General features: G+C 38.8%; 22 protein-coding genes. All 22 read left to right on the top strand.

Features of this window, described 5'->3' with window-relative positions:
* Window positions 1–101 precede the first annotated feature (101 nt).
* The 22 genes from tnpA (at window position 102) to WAA20_RS14160 (ending at window position 22,259) form a co-directional block, all read left to right on the top strand.
* Window positions 102–530, top strand: a complete 429-nt coding sequence (gene tnpA / locus WAA20_RS14270) for an IS200/IS605 family transposase (RefSeq protein ID WP_338801314.1) — start codon at window positions 102–104, stop codon at window positions 528–530.
* A gap of 18 nt (window positions 531–548) precedes the next feature.
* Window positions 549–1,889, top strand: a complete 1,341-nt coding sequence (locus WAA20_RS14265; protein WP_338801313.1) for an IS200/IS605 family accessory protein TnpB-related protein — start codon at window positions 549–551, stop codon at window positions 1,887–1,889.
* A gap of 337 nt (window positions 1,890–2,226) precedes the next feature.
* Window positions 2,227–2,583, top strand: a complete 357-nt coding sequence (locus WAA20_RS14260) for a helix-turn-helix transcriptional regulator (protein ID WP_073385604.1) — start codon at window positions 2,227–2,229, stop codon at window positions 2,581–2,583.
* 131 nt (window positions 2,584–2,714) lie between these two features.
* Window positions 2,715–3,659: a hypothetical protein gene (locus tag WAA20_RS14255; protein ID WP_073385602.1), complete on the top strand. Its 945-nt coding sequence runs from the start codon at window positions 2,715–2,717 to the stop codon at window positions 3,657–3,659.
* A 168-nt stretch (window positions 3,660–3,827) separates the two neighbouring features.
* Window positions 3,828–4,166 carry a hypothetical protein gene (locus WAA20_RS14250; protein WP_242951143.1) on the top strand — a complete coding sequence of 113 codons (339 nt, stop codon included), beginning with the start codon at window positions 3,828–3,830 and terminating at the stop codon, window positions 4,164–4,166.
* 143 nt (window positions 4,167–4,309) lie between these two features.
* The gene (locus WAA20_RS14245) at window positions 4,310–5,080 is read left to right on the top strand and encodes a metallophosphoesterase (protein WP_073385601.1); all 771 of its coding nucleotides are present in this window, start codon (window positions 4,310–4,312) and stop codon (window positions 5,078–5,080) included.
* Window positions 5,077–6,114, top strand: a complete 1,038-nt coding sequence (locus tag WAA20_RS14240) for a S66 peptidase family protein (protein ID WP_242951142.1) — start codon at window positions 5,077–5,079, stop codon at window positions 6,112–6,114. The genes WAA20_RS14245 and WAA20_RS14240 overlap by 4 nt, the downstream gene beginning before the upstream one ends.
* 140 nt (window positions 6,115–6,254) lie before the next feature.
* Entirely contained in the window at window positions 6,255–7,094 is an 840-nt protein-coding gene (locus WAA20_RS14235; protein WP_073385599.1) for an AraC family transcriptional regulator, read from the top strand.
* 21 nt (window positions 7,095–7,115) lie between these two features.
* The gene (locus tag WAA20_RS14230; protein ID WP_073385598.1) at window positions 7,116–8,171 is read left to right on the top strand and encodes a DUF3795 domain-containing protein; all 1,056 of its coding nucleotides are present in this window, start codon (window positions 7,116–7,118) and stop codon (window positions 8,169–8,171) included.
* Between the two features lie 21 nt (window positions 8,172–8,192).
* The gene (locus tag WAA20_RS14225) at window positions 8,193–8,939 is read left to right on the top strand and encodes an aminoglycoside adenylyltransferase domain-containing protein (RefSeq protein ID WP_073385596.1); all 747 of its coding nucleotides are present in this window, start codon (window positions 8,193–8,195) and stop codon (window positions 8,937–8,939) included.
* Window positions 8,940–9,072: 133 nt separating this feature from the next.
* Window positions 9,073–9,798 carry a class I SAM-dependent methyltransferase gene (locus WAA20_RS14220; protein ID WP_073385595.1) on the top strand — a complete coding sequence of 242 codons (726 nt, stop codon included), beginning with the start codon at window positions 9,073–9,075 and terminating at the stop codon, window positions 9,796–9,798.
* Between the two features lie 276 nt (window positions 9,799–10,074).
* Window positions 10,075–12,882 (top strand): glycoside hydrolase family 3 C-terminal domain-containing protein, encoded by a 2,808-nt coding sequence (locus WAA20_RS14210; protein ID WP_073385594.1) that lies wholly within the window; start codon window positions 10,075–10,077, stop codon window positions 12,880–12,882.
* Between the two features lie 102 nt (window positions 12,883–12,984).
* Window positions 12,985–14,073, top strand: a complete 1,089-nt coding sequence (locus tag WAA20_RS14205) for a GGDEF domain-containing protein (protein WP_073385592.1) — start codon at window positions 12,985–12,987, stop codon at window positions 14,071–14,073.
* 488 nt (window positions 14,074–14,561) lie between these two features.
* On the top strand, window positions 14,562–15,566 hold the full coding sequence (locus WAA20_RS14200) for a GNAT family N-acetyltransferase (protein ID WP_081373670.1): 1,005 nt from the start codon (window positions 14,562–14,564) through the stop codon (window positions 15,564–15,566).
* A gap of 189 nt (window positions 15,567–15,755) precedes the next feature.
* On the top strand, window positions 15,756–16,316 hold the full coding sequence (locus WAA20_RS14195) for a hypothetical protein (protein ID WP_073385591.1): 561 nt from the start codon (window positions 15,756–15,758) through the stop codon (window positions 16,314–16,316).
* A gap of 140 nt (window positions 16,317–16,456) precedes the next feature.
* On the top strand, window positions 16,457–16,999 hold the full coding sequence (locus tag WAA20_RS14190) for a hypothetical protein (RefSeq protein WP_167562658.1): 543 nt from the start codon (window positions 16,457–16,459) through the stop codon (window positions 16,997–16,999).
* 91 nt (window positions 17,000–17,090) lie between these two features.
* Complete coding sequence (locus tag WAA20_RS14185; RefSeq protein WP_073385587.1) at window positions 17,091–18,173, top strand: alpha/beta hydrolase-fold protein; 1,083 nt, start codon at window positions 17,091–17,093, stop codon at window positions 18,171–18,173.
* A gap of 125 nt (window positions 18,174–18,298) precedes the next feature.
* Window positions 18,299–18,610, top strand: a complete 312-nt coding sequence (locus tag WAA20_RS14180; RefSeq protein ID WP_073385586.1) for a hypothetical protein — start codon at window positions 18,299–18,301, stop codon at window positions 18,608–18,610.
* A gap of 150 nt (window positions 18,611–18,760) precedes the next feature.
* Window positions 18,761–19,774, top strand: a complete 1,014-nt coding sequence (locus WAA20_RS14175) for a metal ABC transporter substrate-binding protein (protein ID WP_073385584.1) — start codon at window positions 18,761–18,763, stop codon at window positions 19,772–19,774.
* Window positions 19,775–19,880: 106 nt separating this feature from the next.
* Window positions 19,881–20,597: a metal ABC transporter ATP-binding protein gene (locus tag WAA20_RS14170; RefSeq protein ID WP_073385583.1), complete on the top strand. Its 717-nt coding sequence runs from the start codon at window positions 19,881–19,883 to the stop codon at window positions 20,595–20,597.
* Complete coding sequence (locus tag WAA20_RS14165; protein ID WP_073385581.1) at window positions 20,587–21,432, top strand: metal ABC transporter permease; 846 nt, start codon at window positions 20,587–20,589, stop codon at window positions 21,430–21,432. Before WAA20_RS14170 ends, WAA20_RS14165 begins: the two co-directional genes overlap by 11 nt.
* On the top strand, window positions 21,429–22,259 hold the full coding sequence (locus WAA20_RS14160; protein WP_073385580.1) for a hypothetical protein: 831 nt from the start codon (window positions 21,429–21,431) through the stop codon (window positions 22,257–22,259). Before WAA20_RS14165 ends, WAA20_RS14160 begins: the two co-directional genes overlap by 4 nt.
* Window positions 22,260–22,262: the final 3 nt, after the last annotated feature.

Raw genomic sequence — 22,262 nt, 5'->3', positions numbered from 1 at the left:
TTATGCGGATTTGAAAATTGCGGCGGCGCATTCTCGTGACTTTAGTCGTGAGTTAGCCGCCGCGCCTTTTATTTAATCAGATCATATGGTATAATGTATTCATGGACAAAATAATATATACTACTAATATATCTAATCTTACATATGGTAGAGGATATGTTTATTCTTTGCAGTATCACATAGTATGGTGTACCAAGTTTAGAAAAAAGGTTCTTTTGGACGGGATAGATAACGAGATCAAAGATTATCTTAACGATCTTGCAAAGGAATATTCTTTTTCAATCATGGCCATGGAAGTTATGCCAGATCATATTCATATTCTTGTCGACTGCAAACCGCAGTTTTTCCCATCAGATATGATCAAGATATTAAAAGGGAATACCGCACGATGGTTGTTTATGAAACATCCTGAGTTAAAGAAACAGTTATGGGGCGGACATCTTTGGAATCCGTCCTATTGTATTGTTACGGCCAGTGACAGAAGCTATGATCAGGTGAAGCAGTACATAGATTCACAGAAAACGAGTTAAAAGAGAAGGTTCTGCGATATGAAGATCATGTCAACTTATTCAGTAAAGATAAAAGAATACAATCATATATTTAAAGACACGATCAGACTCTATCGCAGAGCTGTAGACTTTTATATTGATGTCATCCTTAATGAATGGGACAGCTTTTTGTTATGCCCCAATCAGAATAAGGTTGTGAGTCTTGCTGAAAGCTATAGCGTAACATCAAAGAAAAGACCTGTCGTAAAGTATGATTTTGGTATGGATTTTTATAAATTTCCATCATACTTAAGAAGGGCAGCCATTGCGGAAGGCTATGGGAAAGTCTGTTCATATAAGTCAAATCTAAAAAACTGGGAGATCCTTGATCCTCGTCAAAGAGGAGAGGCACCATCATTACCAAAGTCAGGATACATATATCCAGCCATGTATAAAGGGAATACATTTAACAGACTTGATGATCTTCATGCAAAGCTTAAGGTCTTTTATAACAATACCTGGGACTGGATTACGGTAGCACTCCGTAAGACAGATGTAGACTATATCAGGAAACACTGCTTTTTGAGAAAAGAATGTGTGCCGACATTGCAAAAGCGTGGCAAGCAGTGGTTTCTTGATTTTGCATTTGAGGAAAAAGTAAAACTTAGTGATACAGACATCTTTGATCAGACAATACTATCTGTAGACCTTGGAATAAATAATGCCTGTACATGCTCAGTAATGCGTGCGGATGGCACGGTCCTTGGAAGACGGTTCCTTCGTCTTCCAAGAGAATACGACTCTCTAAAGTGCAAGACTGATCGCATCAAAATGGCACAGCGTCATGGTTCACAAAAAGTCTCCAAACTCTGGAGGCTTGCTTGTGGTGTCAATGATGACATAGCAGTCAAGACAGCAAAGTTCATTGTTGATACAGCAGTAGAATATAAGTCAGATACAATAGTTTTTGAGCATCTGGATCTTAATGGACGTAAACGGGGATCAAAGAAGATGAGACTTCATATGTGGAAAGCCCGTTATGTACAGTCGATGGTAACTGACAAGGCACACAGACTTGGCATGCGAATATCAAGGGTGAACGCATGGGGAACATCAAGACTTGCATTCGATGGCTCAGGAAAAGTATTACGAGGAAAAGAATCATCTAAAACAAAAGGTAATTACAGTTTGTGTGAGTTCAGCACAGGAAAGATATATAACTGTGATCTGAATGCAACCTACAATATAGGAGCAAGATATTTTATACGTGAGATAATAAAGACCTTTTCGGCGACGAAAAGGCAGCGGCTTTTGGCTAAAGTTCCAGAGGCCGTGTATAGGAGCACATGCACGTTGTCTACGTTGATTAGTCTGGATGCAGAACTTCACGCTGAGGCGTGATGTTTCGGTGCCAGACCGTATATGTAGTCAATGAGTTCATACCTCAGAAAAACGGGTATGGAAGCACGCGACTTTGGTCGTGTGAGGCTTCACGGTAATTGATGTGGAAACAAATCGATTAGAATGGAAGTCCCCAATTTGAGTTTTTGCTAACGAATAATGAGATAGAAAACTGTAGGTTATTGTGATCAATGCCTGCAGTTTTTTTATTTTGCTTTATCCGGGGGAATAATATAAAAACTGCTATTTTTTAGAAAATGAAGCATATTTGTTGCGGAAAGTATCCTAAAATGATATAGTGCGTATATGCGCGATTGATGTGTGAAGGAGGCTATTAATGACGATCAGTGAACGACTTTTTAAGATAATGGAACAAAAAGGAATAACCGCATATAGGTTGTCGAAAATGACCGGAATTCCAAGCCGAACGGTTTTTGACTGGAGAAAGAAGAATACTAATCCTGGGGCGGATAAGATCATGGTCATATGCGAGGCTCTTGAGATAACACCGGAGGAATTGCTTATAGGCAAAACTGCGGATGAAGCACCAATGCATGATAAGGCTGTTTCTTCAGATGGTTTAAATGTGCAGATTATGAGAGAATGTCAAGATTTATCAGAGGCAAACAAGAAGCGTCTATTAGCATATGCAAGTATGCTCCAGAATATGAAAGATAAGAATGGTAATAAGTAAGCTTAGGGTATTGCCTGCACTTTTTAAGAGTTGTTCTTCAATATCGTCAAACAAATTTGAAGTATTCTGTATATGGTGCTATATTTAAATTGTAAACTAAAATAATTTACAATTTAAAAAGTGGGGTAGTTATGAAAGATTATCTCGAAAATGCACTTCATATGAACGTATCTTTGGAAGAAGATGAGTCATTATACAAAGGATTACCACTGTTTTATAAGGGTATGTATCGTCTTTATCGAGTAAATACAAATGGTGCTGAATGGATTGCATTGAAACCCAAGAACAGTATAGGCTTAGCACAGATACGTAAGCATAGGGCTCTGCTTGAAAAAACAGTGCAACTTAATTGCGTAGTTTTTTTGGAACAAACCACATATTATTCAAAAGAAAAAATGGTTGAAGAGGGGATTCCTTTTGTCTTAGATAATAAGGATGTGTATTTACCTTTTCTAGGGGTGCTCCTTTCAGGAAATAATAGACAACTGAAACCTGTACACGATATTTCTTTTCTGACTCAGAAGATGTTGATTTCAGGAATTATAGAAGGATATGAAAAGGCTTCTGTTACGTATATTGCATCTAGTCTAGGTGTTTCCAAGATGGCAATAAGTAAATGCTTTGATGAAATTGAGTATCTTGGTATAGATGTTTTAGATAGAAAGGGCAGATACCGTGCTATTACGATGAATCCTAATAAGAAAGATGCATGGAGAATAATAGAACCTTTTTGTAGAAATCCGGTTATTCGAAAGTTTAATTTGGTTGAAAACGTTAAGATGAGCAAAATAGCAGGGATTTCAGCCCTTAGCGAATATTCAATGTTATCAGATAATGCATATCCAACATACGCTATTACCAAAGAGGATATTAGTAAAAGTGGCATAAGGACAATGAAACAGGCGGGAAGAAATGATGAAATTGGAAGCGTTGTCTTAGAAGTAGGGTATTTTATAGATTTGGTTAAAAAGAATATTCAAGACCCTTTGAGCGTTTGCTTGTCATTAGATGATGAGAAAAATGATGAAAGGGTCGAAATGTCGATAGAAGAAATGTTAGAGGAGTATGTATGGTAGCAGGTTTAGAAAAATTTAAGCAGTATTTTGAAGGAGATGAGGATAAATACGTCCTTATAGGAGGCGCTGCTTGCGATATAAACTTTTGTTTTAACACCAATACACGTAGATGATGAAGTATCCAGCCTGTCAGGTATTCTTTTAAACGAAGATTATTATAAGATTCTTTTGGAAGGAAGAACTGTAATCAATCATTTGTCTGTGCTTAGGCCAGAATATCTTATTTTATTTAAAGTTAAGGCATATTTAGATTTGAGAGCTAAGCGTGATGCAGGTGAAAATGTTCATTCATCAGAATACAAAAAGCATAAAAAGGATGTTCTAAGGATAATTACTGAATTGGTTGTTCAAAGACCACATTCTTTACCTGAGACTGTGTATGACGATATTAGTAGATTCATAGAATTGTTGAATACGGATCCATTTGATGTTAATACTTTGATTAATTATGGGGTTACAACTGAGGAAGTTGCGCAGAGACTTAGGGAAACATTTCTTCTTAAGTAAATGGATTATAATGAGCAGAATCGAAAAGAGGGAGTACTTAGATATGATGTTGGGATAGATGCCAACAATTATTATCCGGTTTCTGTAAAGCAAATATTAGAGTTCTTTAATGAAGAATAAATGTTGGAAGGGAGTTTTGAATAATGAGAGTACTTGTAATTCCGGATATACATTTAAAACCTTGGATATTCGACCGGGCAGAAAAAATCCTTAATGAGGGCAAGGCTGAAAAAGCTGTGTGCCTTATGGATATACCAGACGATTGGGATATGGAATTCCGAGTGGAATTATATCGAGACACCTTTGACAGGGCAATAGCTTTTGCAAAAACATATCCAGAGACTTTGTGGTGCTATGGAAATCATGATGTTAGTTATCCTTGGGGCAAACTTGAGACAGGCTATTCCCCATATGCTGAAAGAACTGCCATTTCAAAACTGGATGAACTCAAGGATTCTTTGAAGAATAAATCACAGATTACATTCATACACAGAATAGATAATGTTCTATTTATGCACGGAGGACTGACGGCCGAGTTTATTAGCAGATTAAATCCCGAATTACTTGATGCAGATATAGATGAGGTTTTAAATGCAGTGAATAGCGCATCAGATGAATATTTATGGAATGATGAATCACCACTTTGGTACAGACCGCAGTATAAAGAGGCAGATGCCTTTAGGAAAGAAACGTATACACAGGTAGTAGGGCATACTCCAGTTGATAATATATATGAGAAAAATGGCTTTATTTCTACAGATGTGTTCTCAACTTATAGTGATGGAAGGCAGATTGGAGAATCAGCCATGATAATCATTGATACTGAAACTAGGAAATACGACAAGATCCCAGTTATTGGGGAATTTGGGTATAAGGTTTGTACTGTTACAGTGGATGAAGAGGAGACAACATGATGATAAAACCAACCAGACTAAAAACCGGAGACAAGGTCGCAATCGTCAGCTTATCATGGGGCGGCTTAGGCGATGAAAAGCTGATACATAAATATCACATTGCCAAGGAGCGCCTTGAGAAGATCTTTGGCCTGGAAGTAGTTACTATGCCTCATGCTCTCAAAGGCAGTGACTTTGTATATAATAACCCCGAGCTGCGAGCCAAAGATTTAATGGATGCCTTTAAAGATCCTTCGATCAAGGGCATCATCACTGCGATTGGCGGCGATGATTCAGTACGAATCCTGCCTTATATTGACTATGATGTTATTCATTACAATCCCAAGATTTTCATGGGATATTCAGATACCACAGTTAATCATTTTGTTATGAACAAAGCTGGTGTTGTATCGTATTACGGTCCTTGCATCATGAAAGAGTTCGCAGAATATGGCCAGATGTTTGATTATACCAGGGAGGCTGTAGAACGCATTCTTTTTTCTGATACAAAAGGATATGAAGTTCCATCTTGCGATTACTGGTCTGATGATCATATTGAGTGGGATGAAAAAAACATTAATGCTCAGTACAAGACACAGCCGGAAACACATCATTACGAGGTATTATCGGGATCTGGTAAGATTACGGGGCAGCTACTTGGTGGATGTCTGGATGTATTTCCAATGATCGTTGGAACTGATATCTGGCCTAAAGTAGGTGACTGGAAGGGAAAGATTCTACTTCTTGAAACCAGCGAGGAAAAACCAAGCCCTGATTATGTGACATATTATCTGCGAAATCTGGGTGCACAGGGAATACTTAATGCGATCAATGGAATCATAGTTGGAAAGCCTCAGGATGAGCAGTTTTATGAAGAATACAAGACGGTCTATCTGTCTGTTTTAAAAGAATTCAATTGTGAGAACCTGCCAATTATATATAACGTAAATATTGGACACGCAATGCCTATTGGGATTCTTCCACTTGGAATAGAATACGAAATAGACCTTGATAAAAAAATAATAAGATTTGCGGAATCTGCAGTACAGGAGTAGGATCATAGCTTTTTTCTCATAGTGTTGCCCCAGTTGTACATAAGCAAAATCTATTTAAAAATAAGACAAAACAAAGCAATCAAAAACAGGACAATTTCCAGATACAACCTTAAACTCATAAGTGAAGGCAGGAATACCGCATGGATTGGGTAAGAACAATTAACGATGCAATTAAATACATGGAAGATAACCTGACAGAAGATATAACCCTTGCGGATATATCTAAAGCAGTGAATCTTTCAGCATTTCATTTCCAGCGCGCATTTACACTACTGACCGGAATGTCTCCTGCAGAATACCTTCGAAAAAGGCGTTTATCTCAGGCGGGATCGGAACTGGCCAAAGGAGATGGGAAAGTCATAGATATTGCACTCAAATATTGTTACGATTCGCCTGAAAGCTTTACCAAAGCTTTTACAAGGTTTCATGGCTTGTCGCCGGCACAGGCCAAAAAAGGAGAGCCCATCCAGTTCATGAGCAGGTATACCGTTCGGATCACGATCGAAGGAGGTAGTATCATGGAGTATAAGATTGAAAGATGGGAAGAGATGGATCTGCTTGTGCATTCCAAGCTTTTTCATGCTGAAACGAGCGATACAGAAATTCCTAAGTTCTGGGATGAATACTATGCCAATGAAGAGTACAGGAAGATTCCAGGTTACCTTGGAGTTTGTGCTCAGGAGAAAAGCGGAGGCGATGAGTTTAAATACGGTATCGGTTGCAAGGCAGCAGACATCGATGGAATACCTGAAGGATTCGAGATTATTCATATCCCTGAATACGACTGGGCAGTTTTCAAATGCATAGGGCCATCTCCTAAGGCAATACAGGATATGTGGGAGCGGATATATAAAGAATGGCTTCCAGTGTCTGATTATGAGCTGATCCCCGATGTAGATATAGAGAATTATCTTCCCGGAGATCCCTCGTCAAGCAACTATGTGAGCGAAATCTGCATCCCTGTTCGTAAAAAGCAGTAAGCTGGAAAGGATATTTGCGCTATGGACAAAGAATGGTCTGAAAAGAATAAAGAAGTACAGAGTCTTTTATCAAAAGAAAAAACTTATACTGAGGCCATAGAAAAACTGATTGCTTTCAGAGAAGAAATGTTTCAGCAGATCACATGGATCGTTGAAGGATATCCTGAAGAAGCTTTTTATCAGATGCCGTTTGCAAATGCAAAAGGATATCACAGTAAGACGCTGGCATATTCCATATGGCACATATTCAGAATTGAGGATATCGTAGCACATGAGATGATTGCTGAAGATGAGCAGATACTATTCAAAGATGGCTATACTAAAAAAATAGGTTCGCCTATCATCACAACCGGTAATGAACTTGTAGGAGAAGAGATTGCTGAGTTTTCAAAGAAACTGAATATACAAGAACTATACCTGTATGCAAAGGCAGTAAAAGACGTGGGTGATCAGATCCTTAAGAATTTGCAGTATAAAGATTTAAAGAAAAAATTCACTGACGAAACAAAGGCAAAGCTTATAAAGAGTGGTTGCGTCAGCGAAGACGAAAATGCATTCTGGCTGATAGATTACTGGTGTGGTAAGGACATAAAAGGCCTAATCCAGATGCCATTTTCCCGCCATTGGATCATGCACATAGAAGCCATGAGACGCATAAAAGACAAACTCTGCCTAATAGCCAGAAAAGGTGTTGATCCAACTGCTATCTGTGGACTATCATGTAATCACTGTTTTCTTTCTGAGTGGTGCGGAGGCTGCAGAACCAATTACAACGTATGTTCTTTTGCAACTTGCTCGGAAGGCAGGATTTGCCCGAATGTAAAATGCTGCAATGAAAAAAATATAGATGGTTGTTATGAATGCAGTGAACTTGAAAACTGCCAAAAAGGCTTTTATGTTCCTACAAACGATGGTGCGAATGCAGCCAAGGCGCAGGCTTTGTACATACGAAAGTATGGCAAGAAAGAGTTCCTGAAAGTACAAGACAGACTACATGAAAAATTCGAATTTCAAAAGACACAGGAAATTCTCGGACAGAATTATAAAAAGGGATTGAAAATACTTGAAGATACTTGATATATTTTAGCGAGGAAAAGTATGGAAAAAGTAATAAACGAATTTGTCAAAAAGTCTCAAGAGATATTGGAAGATAATCTAACAGGTATATATTTACATGGTTCAGCGGTGATGGGATGCTATAACCCCAAAAAGAGTGATCTAGACCTGATCGTCGTAGTGGACGAGCCTATGCAGGATGATGTTAAGCGCAGATTCATGGATATGGTTGTAGAAGTTAATAAGGCTGGTCCTGCAAAGGGAATTGAGATGAGCATTGTAACTAAAAATATGTGCAAGCCTTTTGTTTATCCTACACCTTTTGAACTTCACTTTTCAGTAGCGCATACAGGATGGTATAAGGATAATCCAGAAGATTATATTGATAAGATGAAGGGAACTGACAAGGATCTGGCAGCTCACTTTACAATTATTAGTAAAAGAGGAAAGTGCCTGTGTGGTCTTCCTATAGAAGAAGTTTTTGCCCCTGTTCCTAAAGTTGATTATATGGATTCAATTTGGGAAGATATTGCTGAGGCGAAGGAAGACATTGTTGATAATACAATGTATATAATTTTGAACCTTGCAAGAGTCCTTGCTTACAAGAAAGAAGAATTAGTCCTCTCTAAAAAAGAAGGCGGTGAATGGGCTTTAAATAATATCCCGGAAGAGTATCAAGATTTGATCAAAGAAGCTATGGCTGAATATGCTGATGCCAGAGAAGTTTCTTATGACTATGAAATTGCTAAACAATACGCTGAATATATGTTACAGGCAATACAGAAATGAAAAATTAGTCTGATATTGCGATAAACGCTGCACATAGCAGTCATTCACTATGTTATGATAGAGACATGTGTTTTTCTAAGAAGGAAGCACATGTCTTTAATTAATTATATAAAAAATATAGGAATAATAAATAATGAAAAATGTATATGAACAAGTAGAAGAAAATATAGATAATCTGGTAGTCAATCAGGCAGATTGGACAGCCTGCGCAACTGATGAAGAACTTGAATCAGCTAGAAATGGCAGACCAATTCTGCGTTTTTATGACAAGGAAGTTCCGGATAGCTGGTTGAAGGGCATAAAAGGTAAAAGTGTTCTTTGTCTTGCCGGCGCAGGCGGCCTGCAAGCACCAATCTTAGCTTGTGCAGGAGCTAAAGTTACGGTTATTGATATCTCTAATAAGATGCTTGATAAAGACAGAGAGATTGCTGATAGAGAAAATCTAGATATCGAAATAGTAAAAGGCAATATGTGTGATCTGTCCATGTTTGCGGACGAATCATTTGACCTTATAATCAATCCGCCATCACTTATGTACATACCCGATCTATTATTGGTATACAAAGAGTGCTACAGAGTTCTTAAGAATGGCGGACAGTTCATTATTATGGCACCCAGCCCAGTTAACTATCTTTGCGACTTCGTTGAAGATGAAAATGGCGGTTACTATAAGGCTGTTCATAAGATGCCATGGTGTTCAAAAGATTTTGACGATTCAGGATGGATCGAATACGGCCATTCCATGGAGGAATATCTCGGAGGCTTGATACAATGCGGATTTGTGCTTGATGGATATATGGAATGCCAGAGAGAAGATATCACTGAACTTATGTTTATGGTGAGAGCTAAAAAAATTTGATTCTTGCAATTCTGAATATATAATTCAAAAAAGCTAGTAAGAAGAAGTTAATAAAAAATCAAAACCACTTGAAGAGTCAGCAAGACTTGACGGTGCAGGAGACCTTACCGTTATAATAGTGTCTAGTGCGCCAATGATCGTGGTATATCCTTTTATCATGAAATACTTCGAATCAGGCGTAATGATCGGTGCAGTAAAAGGTTGAAAACGCTTTGTTTTCGCCTTTGAATTGACATTGCATACTCCGTCAAATCCGGAGTTGAAGGAGAGAGAGAAATGGGAAAGACCTGGGATATTGAAAAATTTAAGCAGACGGCCAGAAAGGCTGCTGCAGAGGGTATCGTACTTCTTAAAAATGATGGAAACGTACTTCCTCTTGAAAAAGGCACCAAGGTGTCAGTATTTGGCAGAAGCCAGATGAATTATTATAAGAGCGGAACCGGTTCAGGAGGAATGGTTAACGTTGACTATGTAATTGGTATATATGAAGCGCTTGAAGCTTCTAAAGACGTAGTTGTAAACAAAAAAGTCAGAGAAGCATATGAGTCTTTTGTCAAAGAAAATCCCTTTGATATTGGAACGGGATGGGCAGTAGAACCCTGGTTCCAGAAGGAAATGCCACTTGATGATGCTCTGGTAAAAGAAGCTTCAGAAGAGTCTGACGTAGCTGTATTCATAATCGGAAGAACAGCAGGCGAAGACAAGGATAATAAGAACGAACAGGGAAGCTTTTTATTAACAGATGAAGAAGTTGCGGCACTGAAGAAAGTTCGTAAGTCATTTGACCGCACGATAGTCCTTCTTAACGTTGGCAATATCATAGATATGAAGTGGGTTAAAGAGATTGACCCGTCTGCAGTTCTGTACGTATGGCAGGGCGGTCAGGAAGGTGGTAATGCTGTTCTTGACGTTCTTACAGGCGTTGTTAATCCGTCCGGTAAGCTTGCAGATACAATTGCCAAAGATATAGAAGACTATTCATCAACTGAAAATTTTGGTTCAGAGAAGAAAAATATACAGTCAGAAGATATCTACATTGGCTACCGCTATTTTGAAACCTTTGATAAGGATAGCGTTCTGTATCCATTTGGATATGGCCTTTCATATACAAGCTTCGACGTAGAGACTCTTTCTTTTAACTATGACCAAAATAGCGTTTTTGTAGAAGTTAAAGTTACAAATACAGGCGCTAGATCCGGTAAAGAGGTTGTTCAGGTTTATGTTAAGGCACCTCAGGGTAAGCTTGGAAAACCTGAAAGAGTCCTCTGCAGCTTCGATAAGACAGATCTTCTTGATCCTGGAATGTGCCAGGAACTCAAATTCGAGATTCCAAAGTACTGGCTCGCGTCTTACGATGACAGCGGCGTTACAGGCCATAAGTCAGCTTACGTACTTGAAAAGGGTGAGTATGAGTTCTTTGCAGGAATTGATGTAAGAAGCGCAGAATCTGTTGGAAGATTCACTCTTGATGAGCTTGAAGTTGTAATGCAGTGCGAAGAAGCATATGCTCCTGTTCAGGACTTTAAGCGCCTTCGCCCTGCGTTAGAAAGCGGAAAACTTGTAAAGATCTATGAAGATGTACCTACAAGAATTCTTGATCCTAATAAAAAGAGAGAAGAAAGACTTCCTAAGGCTCTTCCTTATACAGGTGATAAGGGATTTAAGTTAAAAGATGTTGAGGATAAAAAGGTATCTCTTGATGAGTTTATAGCCCAGCTTTCAGATAAGGATCTATGTACCATCGCAAGAGGCGAAGGAATGTGCTCACCTAAGGTTACTGCCGGAATAGCAGGAGCATATGGCGGACTTTCAGAATCTCTTAAAAACTTTGGCATCCCTGCAGGAGGCTGTTCTGACGGCCCTTCAGGAATCCGTATGGACTGCGGAACACACGCATTCTCACTTCCAAACGGCACCTGCCTTGCATGTACCTTTGATGAAGAGATCAACAAAGAGCTCTTTAAATGGGAAGGTCTTGATCTTAGAAGACATAGAATAGACGCTCTTTTAGGACCTGGAATGAACATTCACAGAAGTCCTCTTAACGGAAGAAACTTTGAGTATTTCTCAGAAGATCCATTCCTTACTGGTAAGCTTGTTAAAGCTCAGCTTCAGGGTCTTCACACCTATGATGTTACCGGTGTTATCAAACATTTTGCAGGCAACACACAGGAGTTTAAGAGACATACTGTTAATAACATAGTATCAGAAAGAGCTCTTCGTGAGATCTACCTTAAAGGATTTGAGATTGCTGTTAGAGAAGGCGGCGCAAGAGCTATCATGAGTACTTATGGCCCTGTAAACGGAATCTGGACAGCTAGTAGCTATGATCTTCTTACAACTATTCTTAGAAAAGAATGGGGATTTGACGGAATCGTAATGACTGACTGGTGGGCAATGGGTAATGACGAAGCAGGTGCTCCCGGCGATTATGCTAACGTAGCATCTCAGGTACGTGCCCAGAACGATCTTAACATGGTCAACGCAGATGCAGAGAAAAACTCAGGCCACGATAACCTTGACAGCGCCCTTCTTGAAGGAAAGTTAACAAGAGCTGAGCTTGCAAGAGGAGCTGCCAATATCCTTAGATTCCTTTTAAAGACACCTGCATATAAGCATATGCTTGGTATTGAGTCTGAACTTGATAAAGAGCTTAAAGATGCAGTATCAGAAGAAGACGCTAATCTTCAGGATATGATCAAGGTTAAGATGAATGAAGATGTTACACAGCTTGATCCTTCAGACTTTAAGGTTGAAAAGGGCAGCACAACAACCTTTGTTTTAACTGCTCCCAAGAAGTGCCTTATGGAGCTGGAGCTTGTGCTTAAAGCTGACAATCAGCCTGATGTAGCCCAGCTTCCTGTATCTGTATTCCAGGACAAGCAGCTTGTTAAGTCCTTTACTCTTACAGGAATGGACAAAGAGTATAAGACTGTTAAGATAGACCTTATTCCTGCCTTTATGAGCAACTTCTACCTTAAGTTCTATTTCGCTCAGGGAGGACTTAAGATAAAGTCTGCCAAGGTTACTGTGACTAAAGATATCGAAGCTGAGTTCAAGAGAGAAATTACTGAACTGGCCTGAAAATCTATAGTATTTAACTTAAGAATATAATAATTGCAGCTATCGAATTGATGTTCACTAATTAACGTATATTTGATACAATTATAGTTAGAGGTATTGAATATGAGGATAATTAGTGGCATTAAAACGATAGCTGCTTTGTTAAAAGAACTTAGATCAATGGGTCCTAAGGAAAATGCGGAGTTTTATCGGGCTAAGTGCGAGTATTATCAGGGCATTGTTGAGCTTGGCCTTCTTGTTGCATGCCTTACTACCATATTCTTTATCTATTCGGATTACATGATCAATGGATCCGTTCTTCCTACGCTTATTCCAAGACTTTCTATTCTTGTATTTATAGCTGTCTTTTTTATTGTTACGAATATAAGTAGTAGTTCACGTGTGGTAATCTTCATGGACTTCTTCCTTGGACATGGAATGATCATAGCGGCCAGCTGGACAGCTTATAATCTCAAAGATAACAGCAACTCTATTACAGGAATAATCATAGTTAATATCTTATGGCTTGTTATTGGATATGTATCAACACCCAAAGATACGATCATCAATGGAATCATATATGTATTAGAAATTGTTATTACTAACACTTTTATTCACTACATTAATTATGAACAGATCGTTTCACTGGAGATTCCAATTATAATGGGTATTATATTTGTTCAGTACATTATGACAGCTTTTTTCCTGGACCGTTACAGAATCTCCCAAAAGCTTGAACAGGCAATGATAACAGATCCTCTGACGCAGGTTTATAACAGACATCTTTTGGAAAAAATAGTATCAGATAACACTTTAAAGGATGTGTCTGAAGATGAGACTGTATCTATAGCCATGTTGGATATAGACGATTTCAAGAAGATCAACGATGATAACGGTCACTATACTGGTGATATAACGCTTTTTTATATAGGACAGATGCTGTCCAAGGAAGCTGAAAAAGAGGATTATGTAATCCGTTATGGAGGCGAAGAATTCGTAATAATCCTTAGAAACTGCGGTATAGATGATGCTCGTAAACGTATGGAGAAGGTGAGATCTGAAATTGAGAAAGCCAAAGATACGCCTGTACCATTCACGATTTCGGTTGGCGTATCAGGCTATACAGGGGATTATACCAATACACTACGGACCGTTGACGCAGCACTCTACGAAGCCAAGAATACAGGCAAAAATAAAGTTGTAGTAATGTGAGGGGACGTGGCTCAATGCCATAGTAGTCCTGAGGCTGGCAGCTGATAAATGATTTTGGGGTCGTGAAAATTATATAAAATTCAAGGCATGATATCTGGAATAATATATTCTGGGATTCAAACTCGCTTCGCTCAAACAGGTGAATCCCAAGCAGAATATCTTATTCCATCTATCACGCTCTTGAATTTAATATAATTTTCAGAGACCCCAAAATCATTTATCAGCTGCCAGCCTCAGGACTGCTATGGCATTGAGCCACTTTGCGTGTGCGGAGATAGTGGTTGACAGGTGTTCTTATATATGTACAATGAATTTGTTGCTATAAATATAGGTTTAAGCTCACGTTGAGCAGAAAGGAGGATAATTATGAAATTTACAATGACTAAAACTAATGAAACTACACAAGAAAGAGGTATGATTGTCCTCTATATATTTAGCTGATTATTATATTAGCATTTCTCATATATTGGACAATCCATGAGACATATATGACAGCAGAACAGTTATGGGAAGAATTTTGCACTAAAAAAGGAATAGATATAAATACCCCTTATGAAGCATGGGGATTTGGCGAAGATGAGGATGGAGACAAGCTCCTGCAGCTTGTACTTGAAGGTAAGAAGTTTGGAACAGCAAGTCTCTACGATGCATATGAAGCTGAAGGAGAGCTTGACGAGATTCCGGAAGCTGGTGAATACAGCGTTTTATTAAACAGCAAAGATGAAGCAATGTGCGTTATAAGAGATTATGACGTATACATTAGAAAGTTTAATGAAGTGCCTCCATATCATGCATATTCTGAAGGAGAGGGTGACCGCTCTCTTAAATACTGGAGAGAAGTTCATAAGGAGTTCTTTGAAGAGGAAGCCGAGGAATACGGAATAGAATTTACAGAAGAGTCCAGAGTTATCTGTGAGAAGTTCTCACTTGAATATGTGGCAGGTCAGGCTGATGAAGACGAAGATGAGCTTTTATTTTTAGAGCCGTCTATGGATTTTGCTGATGAGATCGCTGCTTACAGGCAGGAGATGCTTGATGCTGATTCAAGCTTTGATGGATGCTTTTCTATGAAAAGAATGTCTGATATGAAGGAGTATGTCGATCACTGTATAGGCTGGGCGAATCCAAGCAGAGAAGCAGATGAGCACGGCGCCTGGGGCAATGTCCTTATGGCCTTTAGAAAATCAGATATGAAAATGGTAGGCTGCATGCAGGTTCACAACGTTCTCACTGAGAGAATGGAGAAATATACCGGACATGTAGGATATTCAGTAAGACCTTCAGAAAGAAGAAAAGGTTACGCTAAGAGGATACTTGCTAAAGCCCTGGATTTTCTTAAGAGCTTTGGATTTGATGAAATAGGTGTAAGCTGTATTCCTACAAATGAAGCAAGTAAAAAGACAATTCTTGCAAATGGCGGAGAGTATATCGAAACAGTATTTTTAGAATGTGATCAGGTAGATCTTGAAAGATACAGGATCCGTCTGAACTGAATGATTTAGTAAAAGAATAACAGCAGTATTAAAAAGACGTATAGCCTGTGAGTACAGGAATTATACGTCTTTTTTTGCTGCGATTATTATTTATTTATAAAGATACTATATGGTAAGCTATGTATCGTTATGATATATGCAGGCCTCATATATCAATTGTATTTTTGTTTTGAATATAGAAAGGTTTTTATGAGAACAAGTTCAGGTTATTTAGGAATAGTTTTATTGCCAATTTTTATTTCTTTAGGAATTGTATATTTGGTCTCTGGAATCAGATATAAGAAGTCCAAAAAGTTTAGAGGAAGAGTTATTGATAGTAAAGAAGTAGAGATTGTTCACTTTGGTCGTGATGGTGAGATATATGAGACATATTATGTCAGCTATGCTTTTAGAGGTAAGATACTAAAAGGAGAAGTCCGTACGACTGAAACAGGGCTAAGACCCGGAGCCAAAATAGATGTTTATGTATATGATCCGGAAGGAGTTCATGAAATACAATCAGATATCGACTGGAAACATTTTAAACATTATGCTATGGCTGGTTCGGTGATGGTTATAATGTTTTTAATATTTGGGCTTATAGCATGGGGAATGGAACATATCGATAACGATAGTAATTATAAGAATACAGTAACTTTTGGAAATCAAAACCATACATATGAGCTTTCTGAAGAGTTTATTGAGAACAATGAAGAGTCACTTGAGTATTTACATGACAAATATGGTATTGAATATAAAACAGCGGAATAATAGTTACTGAGAATGAGCTTAAAGCAAGTGAATAATGAGCGCCATTAGATGGTAAGTTATTTATAGTTGTGCTACTATGTAGACCATATAGATTGATCGCTTTTTAGGTAGAAAGGTTTTGGATTACAGTGGAAGTGGATGTGGAAGCAGTTTGTTTTGCAACTGGTTGTATTATACCGATATGTTGGTTTTTGACAATTATATATTGGATTAAAGGAATAAGATATAAGAAATCCAAATATTTTAGAGGAAAGGTCATTTATAGTAGAGGGACAAAGATTGTTGTAGTAAATAGTAGGCGTGGTGAGATATATGAGACATATAATGTTAGCTATGATTATAAAGGCAAGACGCTGGAAGGAGAAGTATGCACCAGTGAAAAAGGTCTAGAACCTGGAGATGATATCTTTATTTATATATATGATCCGGAAGGAGTTCATGAAATACAATCAGATATTGCCTGGAGAAAATTTAAATTTTCTGCTGGGTTTAGTTTACTAATGACGGTAGTGTTTTTGATAAGTTGGTCTTTACGATCAAGTATTGAAACTACTGCTCACCGAAAACAGCCCTTTACGCATGTTTTGGGTGAAGATTATGAAGAGATCCAAAAACAAGTTGATGAATATTTGAAAGAACAAATCAGTTGGAAATCAATAACACAGATTAATGAATGCAAATAGCATGATTATAGCAATATATAGCTTGTGAGCGGCTTTTTACATGATTATGATGATATTAGAATATGAAAAATGCAGTTCAAAGGGGCCGGTTATGAGAAAGAAAAGCATTTCGATTTTATTGGCAGCAGTTATGACCGCATTATGTGCATGTGGAGCAAATTCTCAGGAGGACAAAGGTATGGGAGCAGAAAACAGTAACGAAGAGATTAGCATGGAAGTAGCAAATAGCACTGGGGAGAGTAGCGCTGCTACAGATAACAGTAGTGAAGACTTAAGCTCTTTTGCTTCAGGAATAAAGACAGAGGATGACTCAGAAGGTGCTGACACAGAGTTCGTTCTTAATGATGAGATAGATGAAAGATGTCCATTAATGATCGAGTCAAAGCGCGGTGATGTAGAATACGGCGAGTTCACACATGCAACTTATTATTCTGAAACCTGCGGACTGGAGAGGGGGTATAGCATACTTCTTCCGGCAGATTATAGCGAAGATAAGAAGTATCCGGTTTTATACCTTTTACATGGTATCTTTGGTAATGAGTACTCTTTTTCCTCAGATGGAGAGAATAGAATTAAAGAGATCGTAGGCAATATGGCGGCAGATGAGCTCATAGATGAGACAATCGTTGTGTGCCCTAACATGTACGCAACATCTGATCCGAACCAGCAGCCTGGTTTTGATAGCGAGAGCGTTCTTCCTTACGACAATTTCATCAACGATCTTGTTAATGACCTGATGCCTCACATTGAGAGCGAATATTCAGTTCTTACAGGTAGAGAAAATACTTATCTTGCAGGCTTTTCAATGGGCGGCAGAGAGACAATTTATATCACACTTCAAAGACCTGAGCTCTTTGGTTATGTATGTGCAATCTCTGCAGCACCGGGAATCGTTCCCACAACAGATAAATTCATGACTCACGAGGGAATGATCGAAGAGAGCGAGATGAAATTTGCTGATGGCGCAGTAGAGCCTGAGGTATTCATAATCTGCTGCGGTAGCAAGGATTCAGTAGTTGGAACATATCCGAAGCAGTATCACGAGCTTTTAGAAGCTAACGGAGCTGATCATATCTGGTACGAGATCACTGGCGCAGATCATGATAATACAGCTATCAAGAGCGGACTGTTCAACCTGTTTAAGCAGATCGCATTTGATAAGGCTAATAGCTAAAAAAGTCGATCAATATTTATCCCCTCAATATGAGGGGATATTTTTATGGTTGCTAAATCAAAACGTTGGTTGTATAGTAGTTGGGAACGGTTCTCAAAATAAATTCAAGAAGGGAGGAAACAGCAATGCCAAATTCAGATGTATCTAAGCAGAAAAGAATTGCGGCAGGTATCATTGGTATGTTAATGATCATTGTTATGCTGTTTTCTGCCTTTTATATTTCTACTGAAACAGGCCATGATTGTATAGGAGAAGACTGTCCAATCTGTGCCTGCGTTCAGCAGTGTGAGAATGTGCTTCATAAAATAGGCGGTGGCCTTGCATTTATTATTTCTGTCATCGCTCCTGTTATTTGCGCTATAATCTGCGCGATTCTTTTCGTCTCTGATATTCAGAAACAGACTCTTATTTCTAGAAAAATCCGTATGAATAATTAAAAAGACCTCCAAGGGATAACTATACCTTTTATTGTTGTACACGCTTTTTGATATATAACTTAGGCGTGTGTTTTGGTATAGCCTTTTAATTCACGACAGGAACATTAAATAATTATTGACTTGAAAGCTTATTATTCTTGGAGGTTTTATATGAAAAAATACATATCTATCATTATGGTCGCTGTTATGACAGCGGTCCTTCTTTGTGCATGTGGCAATAAGAGCACAGCACCTTCTGAAAACACAGTATCTGCAGCTGGCACAGACAAGCTCCAGATCGTAACAACTATTTTCCCTGAATATGACTGGGTTATGAACGTACTTGGTGACAAGGCTTCCGATGCGGAAGTAACAATGCTTCTTGATAATGGCGTAGATCTTCACAGCTACCAGCCTACAGCAGATGACATTCTTAAAGTCGCAACCTGCGATCTGTTCATATATGTAGGCGGCGAGTCTGATGAATGGGTTGAGGATGCTCTCAAGGAAGCTACAAACAAGGATATGGTAGTTATCGATCTTCTCGACGTTCTTGGAGATTCTGTCAAAGAGGAAGAAGTAGTCGAAGGTATGGAAGCTGAAGAGGAAGAAGAGGAAGAGGCCGAAGAAGGTGAAGAAGAGGAAGTCGAGTACGATGAGCATGTATGGCTCTCTCTTAAAAATGCGCAGGTCCTCGTTCAGAACATCTCAGATTCTCTTCAGAAGATAGATCCTGATAATGCCAGCTCTTACGCAGACAACACTGCAGCATATATTGAAGAGCTCAAAACTCTCGACGAGAAGTATCAGTCAGCAGTAGAGAGCGCTACATATAATACTCTTTTATTTGGTGACCGCTTCCCGTTCAGATATCTTGTTGACGATTACAACCTTGACTATTATGCCGCTTTCGTTGGATGCTCAGCTGAGACTGAAGCAAGCTTTGAGACCATCAAATTCCTTTCTGAGAAAGTAGATGAGCTTTCACTTCCTGCTGTTATGACAATCGAAGGTGCCGAGCACAAGATCGCAGAAACAATCGTTTCAAACACCAAGGATGGCAACAAGCAGATCCTTACAATGGACTCAATGCAGTCAACAACTTCAAAGGACGTCACGGCCGGCGCTTCATACCTTTCTATTATGGAAAAAAATCTTGAGGTTTTGACTCAGGCTTTGAACTGACAGTGATTTGGTTGAACAAAAAAGTTTATATCTACTTTGATGATTTTTATAAAAAAGATATATATTAAACAATTGGTTATATAACTGGCTGGAAAAGAGGATAAACATGGCTTTGATCACAATTCAGAATCTGTCGCTCGGGTACGAGTCGAAGGCTATAATAGAGAATCTAAATTTCTCGGTAAATTCAGGTGACTATCTTTGTATAGTCGGAGAAAATGGCTGCGGCAAAACTACGCTTATGAAAACCCTGCTGCATCTTCAGGAGCCGATAGACGGCAGCATTTTGACAGGTGACGGGCTTAAGAAGAACGAAATCGGTTATCTTCCCCAGCAGACAATAGTTCAAAAAGACTTTCCTGCATCTGTGAGAGAGATTGTTCTCTCCGGATGCCAGGGGCGTTGCAAATTAAGGCCCTTTTATACAAGGGAAGAAAAAGAGCTTGCTGATACCAATATGGAGCGCATGGGAATTCTTGATCTAAAAAACAGATGCTATAGAGAACTGTCAGGAGGCCAGCAGCAAAGAGTTCTCCTTGCAAGAGCCTTATGTGCGACCAGAAAGATCCTTCTTCTTGATGAGCCGGTTTCAGGACTTGACCCTAAGGTTACATCACAAATGTATGAAACTATACAAAAGCTAAACAAGGAAGGCATAACCATAATCATGATATCTCATGATATTAAGGCAGCAGTCCGCTACGCCAGCCATATTCTTCATATTGGTGAAAAGATCTTTTACGGCACAAAAGAAGAGTATATGAAAAGTGATATAGGAAAAATGTTTCTAAGAGAGCAAGAGGTGATAAGTAATGATAGATGAGCTTTTTATGTATCTTCAATATCCATTTGTAAGGTACGCACTTATAGTTGGCGTACTAATAGCTTTATGTTCGTCACTACTTGGCGTAACCCTCGTGCTCAAGCGCTTTTCATATATTGGGGATGGATTGTCACATGTCGCCTTTGGAGCTTTAGCAATAGCATCAGTTTTAAATTTTACTAATAAAATGATTTTGATACTTCCGATAACTGTTATAAGTGCGGTGCTTCTTCTTCGAACAGGTCAGAATGCGAAGATAAAAGGCGACGCAGCCATAGCAATGATCTCTGTCGGAGCGCTTGCATTTGGTTATCTTCTAATGAATATTTTCTCTACATCATCAAATCTTTCGGGTGATGTGTGCAGTACCTTGTTTGGTTCAACTTCAATACTTACCCTTACGCAGAAAGAAGTGTGGGCTTGTATAGCCTTGTCTATTGCGGTTGTAGTGATATTCATTCTTTTTTATAACAAGATATTTGCAGTGACATTTGATGAGAACTTTTCAAAGGCAGCAGGCACTAATGCAGGAGCCTATAACCTCCTTATCGCAATAGTCATCGCTGTAATTATCGTTCTTGCCATGAACCTTGTCGGATCACTTCTGATATCAGCTCTTGTTATATTTCCTGCACTTTCTGCAATGAGAGTGTTTAGAAGCTTTAAGGCAGTTACGGTCTGCTCAGCAGTTTTCTCTGTAGTATGCGCATTTCTTGGAATGGTAATATCTATCCTTGCGGGGACGCCGGTAGGATCAACTATTGTGGCTGTTGATGTGGCTGGCTTTCTGGTATTTTGTATCACAGGAAGAATCAGGGAAGGAGTGCGGATATGAAGAATTACAGATTTGTAAAGGGTAATAGCTGTAAAGATGGTACGGATTATAGCGGTTTATGTAATAAAAATGCTATTGGTATAAATAGAAAGTGGAATAAAATTTTTGCTATATTCGTATGCACTTCAATTATGGCTTTGACTGGATGTAGCGACATAAGCCCGTCAAGACCAAATACACTCGCACCTACAGTTGATGATGTGCTTCAGCAGGGAATGGCAAACGAGGATCAGAACAACGCATCCGGTCAGGATTCATCCGCTCTGGATTTCTCCAGTCAAAATACTACTAATCAGAATTCATCAGCGCAGTCCAATAATGGTCAAAATTCTTCTATGACTGGTAATGACCAGAATTCTTCATCTCAGAATTCTGCAAGTCAGGCTTCGAATAGCACCGGAAGCGGCAGACAGAGCGGTGTTAATGATGGCGCACCGGAGCCGGATCCTATCAGTGAATCAGATCTTACAAATAGCAGCACTGATGGAATTGATATAGATCTTACAACGCTGTCTGCAACAGTTGTATATTCCGAAGTTTATGACATGATGTTCTATCCGGAGAACTATGTTGGTAAGACAGTGAAGATGGACGGAATGTTTACGTACTATTATGATGAAGCTAATGATAAGTATTATTTTGCATGCATAATAATGGATGCAACTGCATGCTGTTCACAAGGCATAGAATTTGAGCCATCTGAGGATTTCACTTATCCTGACGACTTCCCGGAAGATGGAGGGGATATCTGCGTTGTGGGAGTCTTTGATACATACGAGGAAGACGGCTTTACATACTGCACTTTGCGGAATGCAGAAATAGTTTAAAAG

The sequence above is a fragment of the Butyrivibrio fibrisolvens genome (assembly GCF_037113525.1).
Lineage (GTDB): Bacteria > Bacillota > Clostridia > Lachnospirales > Lachnospiraceae > Butyrivibrio > Butyrivibrio fibrisolvens.
Note: the sequence above shows the minus strand (reverse complement) of the source record. Positions and strands in the feature narration are given on the sequence as shown.